This window comes from Candidatus Hakubella thermalkaliphila (genome assembly GCF_013281975.1).
Classification (GTDB): domain Bacteria; phylum Actinomycetota; class Humimicrobiia; order Hakubellales; family Hakubellaceae; genus Hakubella; species Hakubella thermalkaliphila.
The window spans coordinates 1-4,340 of sequence record NZ_BLRZ01000126.1; the positions used below are offsets into that span (position 1 = coordinate 1).

At 48.0% G+C, this 4,340-nt stretch carries 11 protein-coding genes and 1 pseudogene; 10 read left to right on the forward strand and 2 right to left on the reverse strand.

Annotated elements, in window-relative coordinates:
* The 4 genes and pseudogenes from HW443_RS09540 to HW443_RS14005 form a co-directional block, all read left to right on the forward strand.
* Nucleotides 1-272, forward strand: a 272-nt coding sequence (locus HW443_RS09540; RefSeq protein ID WP_275942765.1) for a PTS transporter subunit IIC, incomplete at its 5' end; no start/stop codon positions are given.
* On the forward strand, nucleotides 244-441 hold the full coding sequence (locus tag HW443_RS09545) for a hypothetical protein (RefSeq protein ID WP_176235962.1): 198 nt from the start codon (nucleotides 244-246) through the stop codon (nucleotides 439-441). The genes HW443_RS09540 and HW443_RS09545, both read left to right, overlap by 29 nt.
* 145 nt (nucleotides 442-586) lie before the next feature.
* Nucleotides 587-793: a type II toxin-antitoxin system HicB family antitoxin gene (locus tag HW443_RS09550; protein WP_176235961.1), complete on the forward strand. Its 207-nt coding sequence runs from the start codon at nucleotides 587-589 to the stop codon at nucleotides 791-793.
* Nucleotides 793-1,014 (forward strand): annotated as a pseudogene (locus tag HW443_RS14005) (type II toxin-antitoxin system HicA family toxin); the annotation flags it as partial. The gene HW443_RS09550 and the pseudogene HW443_RS14005, both read left to right, overlap by 1 nt.
* Here HW443_RS14005 and HW443_RS14010 read toward each other — a convergent pair.
* Both HW443_RS14010 and HW443_RS09565 read right to left on the reverse strand, forming a co-directional pair.
* On the reverse strand, nucleotides 982-1,248 hold the full coding sequence (locus HW443_RS14010) for an aspartyl protease family protein (protein WP_176235959.1): 267 nt from the start codon (nucleotides 1,246-1,248) through the stop codon (nucleotides 982-984). The pseudogene HW443_RS14005 and the gene HW443_RS14010 sit on opposite strands and share 33 nt — an antisense overlap.
* On the reverse strand, nucleotides 1,217-1,456 hold the full coding sequence (locus HW443_RS09565) for a DUF5678 domain-containing protein (protein ID WP_176235958.1): 240 nt from the start codon (nucleotides 1,454-1,456) through the stop codon (nucleotides 1,217-1,219). Before HW443_RS09565 ends, HW443_RS14010 begins: the two co-directional genes overlap by 32 nt.
* Before the next feature lie 125 nt (nucleotides 1,457-1,581).
* Between HW443_RS09565 and HW443_RS09570 the strand changes: the two genes are divergently transcribed.
* The 6 genes from HW443_RS09570 to HW443_RS09595 all read left to right on the forward strand — a co-directional run bounded on the left by HW443_RS09570 (nucleotide 1,582) and on the right by HW443_RS09595 (nucleotide 4,140).
* A complete protein-coding gene (locus HW443_RS09570; RefSeq protein WP_176235957.1) occupies nucleotides 1,582-1,725 on the forward strand; it encodes a hypothetical protein in 144 nt (47 codons plus the stop codon).
* A gap of 459 nt (nucleotides 1,726-2,184) precedes the next feature.
* The gene (locus tag HW443_RS09575) at nucleotides 2,185-2,460 is read left to right on the forward strand and encodes an AbrB/MazE/SpoVT family DNA-binding domain-containing protein (protein ID WP_176235956.1); all 276 of its coding nucleotides are present in this window, start codon (nucleotides 2,185-2,187) and stop codon (nucleotides 2,458-2,460) included.
* Between the two features lie 331 nt (nucleotides 2,461-2,791).
* The gene (locus HW443_RS09580; RefSeq protein WP_176235955.1) at nucleotides 2,792-3,049 is read left to right on the forward strand and encodes a DUF5647 family protein; all 258 of its coding nucleotides are present in this window, start codon (nucleotides 2,792-2,794) and stop codon (nucleotides 3,047-3,049) included.
* 103 nt (nucleotides 3,050-3,152) lie between these two features.
* Nucleotides 3,153-3,374, forward strand: a complete 222-nt coding sequence (locus HW443_RS09585; RefSeq protein ID WP_176231976.1) for an AbrB/MazE/SpoVT family DNA-binding domain-containing protein — start codon at nucleotides 3,153-3,155, stop codon at nucleotides 3,372-3,374.
* Nucleotides 3,358-3,867, forward strand: a complete 510-nt coding sequence (locus HW443_RS09590; protein ID WP_176235954.1) for a type II toxin-antitoxin system VapC family toxin — start codon at nucleotides 3,358-3,360, stop codon at nucleotides 3,865-3,867. The genes HW443_RS09585 and HW443_RS09590 overlap by 17 nt, the downstream gene beginning before the upstream one ends.
* A 45-nt stretch (nucleotides 3,868-3,912) precedes the next feature.
* The gene (locus HW443_RS09595; protein WP_176238111.1) at nucleotides 3,913-4,140 is read left to right on the forward strand and encodes a UPF0175 family protein; all 228 of its coding nucleotides are present in this window, start codon (nucleotides 3,913-3,915) and stop codon (nucleotides 4,138-4,140) included.
* Nucleotides 4,141-4,340 lie beyond the last annotated feature (200 nt).

The window sequence follows — 4,340 nt, forward strand, 5'->3', positions numbered from 1 at the left end:
TTCCCGGAAGGAAGATCTACCTGGGTCTGGATGCCAGCCTGGCCCTGGGCCATCCGGCTGTTCTTATCCTGGGCTTGGTGATGGTTCCCCTCACCCTCCTTTTAGCTCTGGGTCTGGGGGCTTTAGGGGTCAACCGGATGCTTCCCTTTGCTGATCTGGGCCTTACTTCCTTTCTTTATGATCTGGTGTGTGGCTCCTCACCGGGGCAATCTCTTTCGGGCCCTGCTTATCGGCACAGTCATTATGGGCTTAATTCTTATCATTGGCACTGATCTGGCTCCTCTCTTTAGGGAGACCGGAGAGATGGCCGGTCTCACCTTTCCAGAGGGCTATGGGGAGGTCTCCAGCCTGGACGCCGGCTCTCAGGTAGTGCCCTGGCTGCTCGGGCAGGTGGTCAGGCCGTTTTGTGATCACCAACCTACCACAGTCCAATTAAATTAGTCTGAAGTCCTGAGTTCCTCTCGCGGCGCTTTTTTGACGTATATATTGCAAAAGCCCCAGCTGATCATGGATAATTAGATCATCGTGAGACACGACTGACTCTTATTGATTGTTGGGTCATAGGTCAGCAAAGGAGGTATGAGCCGTGAAGTTTATTGTGACGATTGAACGGGATGAAGATGGGATGTTTGTAGCAGAATGTCCGTCTATTCCGGGATGTGTGAGCCAGGGCAAAACCGAACAGGAAGCAGTTGAAAATATCAAAGACGCAATAAAGCAGTGTCTTGAGGTTCGGGCTGAAAGGGGTATGCCTCTTACTGTAAGTATGCGCGAAGTAGAGGTATTGGTTTAATGGCGAAGCTTCCACTTCTAAGCGGACGCAGAGTTGTGAAAGTATTTGAGTCTCTGGGATGGGAGGTGGCGAGGCAACGAGGAAGCCATATTATTCTTGTGAAAGAAGGACATATTGCTACGCTATCTGTTCCTGATCATCGTGAGGTCGCAAGAGGAACCCTAAGGTCGCTCATTACCCGGGCCGATCTAACTGTTGAGGAATTCTTGAGTGCAATGAAGTGTCAAGGTATGAGTATATCCCAGGATTCTTCCGCCAATGCCTTCCAAGTAAATAGGCTCACCTGACTCTACATCAACCCCTATAGCCTGGGCCAGATCGGCCTGGAAGAGAGAGATCCGTGCTCCCGAGTCAAGCAGGGCCCGTGTTAGTACATTGCCGTCTGGTCCATAAAGTCGGATAGGTATTACAGGGTAGCTGTCATTACCTATGCGTAGGTAAGGAAATCTTATCACATACGACTAAGGGGCCTTCGTCTTTGCGAGGTACCTTCATGATCTCTGGATCGGCGTTAGGCCGATCTTTTTTCGCTTGGGCCAGCACCTCTACTGCGCTCTCTGCCCATGCTGCCACGGTCTCATCAATAATGGCTACCCATTTTCCGGCATAAGGCTCCAGATACCGACGATCGAGTGCTTTTTCTAGAAGCTTGTTTTCTACCATGTCCAGTTGTCTCTCCTTGTTACCTTGACAAAACCAAGATTTCTAATTTTTATCATAACATATACTGCACGTGTTAGTACACGATTTTGAAGAGCCAAATTTAAAAATCCACTCGGATCTGGTGTGTGGCTCCTCACCAGGGCAATCTCTTTCGGGCCCTGCTTATCGGAGTAGTCATCATGGGCTTGATCCTTTTCATCGGTACTGACCTGGCCCCTCTCTTTAGGGAGAGCAGGAAGATGGCCGGTCTCTCCTTTCCAGAGGGCTAGGGGGAGGTCTTGAGCCTGGACGCTGGTTCTCAGGTGGTGCCCTGGCTGCTCGGGCAGGTGATCAGGCCGTTTTATGGTTTGGACTAGGACAACTGCATTATGACCTTGCTCCTTGAGAATTTTTACGATACCGGCTGGCAGAAAGTCTCCTCAGAGTGCGTAGTCAAGGCGAGACTTTTCCTCTTCACTATGCGAGAGGAAAGGTAGCAATATCTGGTTTATAGAAGAAGGGGGAGACTACAATCTGATCCTGGAATATCGGGGGATGGACCGCCTTATTGTCCTACGACGGGCCAGCCTGATGGTCATTCCCCTTTACCTCATACTTGTTGCCCTGGATCTCTGGCGGATGAGGAAAAGCAGAAAGTGAGGCATTTGGTTTATTTAAGGAGTTGCACAAGCTAGAGGGATATGTTATCTTGAATGTAGTAAATTCCTACAAAGAATCAGGGAGGTATTATGATGGCCAAAGCACAGACTCACAAGGCCAACATCCAGGATATCGAGATAGTGCGGGTATCGGAAAAAGGACAGATCACGCTGCCTGTGAGTTTCCGTAGATCCAAAGATCTGGGCAAGGGAGATTATTTGGCGGTGCTGGTCCGGGGAGATGAACTGGTTCTGCGTAAGCTCAGTGAGCCCATCTTAGAAGCATGGCAGGAGGCCCGTAAGGCCTATTCTGAGGGCAAGACGGTCTCCTGGAAGGAGAGCAGAGCCCTGAAGGATCTGGACTGATGTGGGACATTCGCTGACGCCCCAGGCTAGATCACGATCTAAAGAGGCTCGATAAACCTGTTAGGCGGAAACTGCGAGATGAGCTCTTTCCTCAGATGGTGGAGAACCCTTATAAAGGGGAGCGCAAAGGTGGAGATCTGATCGGACTGTGGGTCTAGGAAGCCACTTCTTCAGCCGGAGAACTCCGGGTTCTCTAGGAGATTATCCACCAAGACAAGGTAGTTCTAGTTATCGGGATAGGTACTCATGAAGGATTCTATCCTCGGATGAAACGTCGCCTTAGAGGTCCAAAATCGAGATGAATAAGGACTGAGACGGTCGGGAGCTTGATATGAGAGAAAAGGAATTGTTCGAAAAGAACCAAAAACTCTCTACGGAGTTTGATCTCTATCTTTTAGACCACCCGGAGTTGCTTGATAAAATTCCAGAAAATGCCCTTATTGTGTTACTTCCTGAGTTTGACCAGGAGCTAAAAGAAAAGAACCTGGAGATGGCCAGGCTTCACAGAGAGAAGGAACAACCACTAGTCTACGTAAAGGTTGATAAGATGAGAGCTTCGAGATTAGAAGGCCTTCAAGATCCTGGGTGATCTCTTCTTGACGAGTACCTCCATATATGGTATTACTTAAAATCATAGGCAACTTTTCTATAGTTGAACGAAGTTTAAATTAGAACAAAAGGAGATAGTGCTCATGCTTGTAGCCAGGGTGTTACAAAAAGGCCAGATCGTTATTCCCAAGGAAGCAAGAAAAAAGGCCAACCTGGCCCCAGGGGATAGGGTAGAAGTTAGGATAACCGCAGAAGGTATTGTTATTGTACCTTTTAAGAAAAGCTATACGGAAAGTTTTAGAGGGCTGGTGAAGGGGAAACTATCCCTGGAGGAATTGGAGAAACTCTATGCCGAAAAATCTTAAAGACTTTAGAGGGAAAGAGCCCATTTTTATAGACGCCAACATTTTTCTCCATCATGCCTTTGATGTTAATCCCGTCTCCGTGGAGTTTTTGAAGAAGGTAGAGTCTTTTGATCTTAAGGCTTACACATCTGCCCTGGTAATAGAAGAGGTAACTTTTAAACTCATCATGCAGTCTGCCTCTAACTTTCTGGATAAGGTAACATTACAAAATGTTAAAGCCCTTTTGAAGGATACCGAAAGCAGAGAAAAAGTTTTCCGGCCGGTAGAAGAATACAGGGGATATATCAATAGCCTAAAAGACTTTGGGCTGAGGATTCTTGATCTGACCGACAAAGACATGACCGCAGTTGTCCAGAAAGCCAAGACCTACGGACTCCTTACCGCCGATGCCGCCCACCTTGCGGTAATGGAGAGAAAGAGGATAACCCATATGGCATCCAGCGATGGTGATTTTGAAGCGGTGAATAACATAACTTTGTGGTCCCCGGATTGAAAGAGGAAGGGGGTGGGTTAATGGTTCTCGTCAAAATCAATGACCATGCCAGGAGCAACCTCCAGGGATTTGACACCACTCTTTTTGCAGAAGTTGACAAGGGAGATCCCCGAAGATTTGGTGGAAGCCATCTGCTTGCCCAGAGAGGAAATCCCCTCAAGACTGAAAAAGGAGCTGGCCCTTCGGCTCTACGAGAAGGGACTCCTTTCCTTTGGAAGGGCTAGAGAGCTTTCCAAGACTCCTCCTGATACGATACATCATGACTCTTCATAGTGACAATAGGCTACTAAACTGCCTCCCAGGCAGCCCTGATGGCTTAGGATCAGAATCTCACAATAGCTAAAGTGAAGACAGAGAATGGTTCCTTAAAAATATGGGCCAGGTGGGGCAGGCTTGATCTGAGAGTCGAGCTGCCCTACCAGGGCCTGTACTTTATGGCCTATTTAGTTCTATTGTCTTTGCTTTTCTTTTCT

Excerpts from the sequence above, each read along its gene's own strand:
- HW443_RS09545 (WP_176235962.1), top strand. The coding sequence starts at position 244 with ATGGGCTTAATTCTTATCATTGGCACTGATCTGGCTCCTCTCTTTAGG.
- HW443_RS09565 (WP_176235958.1), bottom strand. The coding sequence starts at position 1,456 with ATGGTAGAAAACAAGCTTCTAGAAAAAGCACTCGATCGTCGGTATCTG.
- HW443_RS09575 (WP_176235956.1), top strand. The coding sequence starts at position 2,185 with ATGATGGCCAAAGCACAGACTCACAAGGCCAACATCCAGGATATCGAG.
- HW443_RS09580 (WP_176235955.1), top strand. The coding sequence starts at position 2,792 with ATGAGAGAAAAGGAATTGTTCGAAAAGAACCAAAAACTCTCTACGGAG.
- HW443_RS09585 (WP_176231976.1), top strand. The coding sequence starts at position 3,153 with ATGCTTGTAGCCAGGGTGTTACAAAAAGGCCAGATCGTTATTCCCAAG.
- HW443_RS09590 (WP_176235954.1), top strand. The coding sequence starts at position 3,358 with ATGCCGAAAAATCTTAAAGACTTTAGAGGGAAAGAGCCCATTTTTATA.
- HW443_RS09595 (WP_176238111.1), top strand. The coding sequence starts at position 3,913 with ATGCCAGGAGCAACCTCCAGGGATTTGACACCACTCTTTTTGCAGAAG.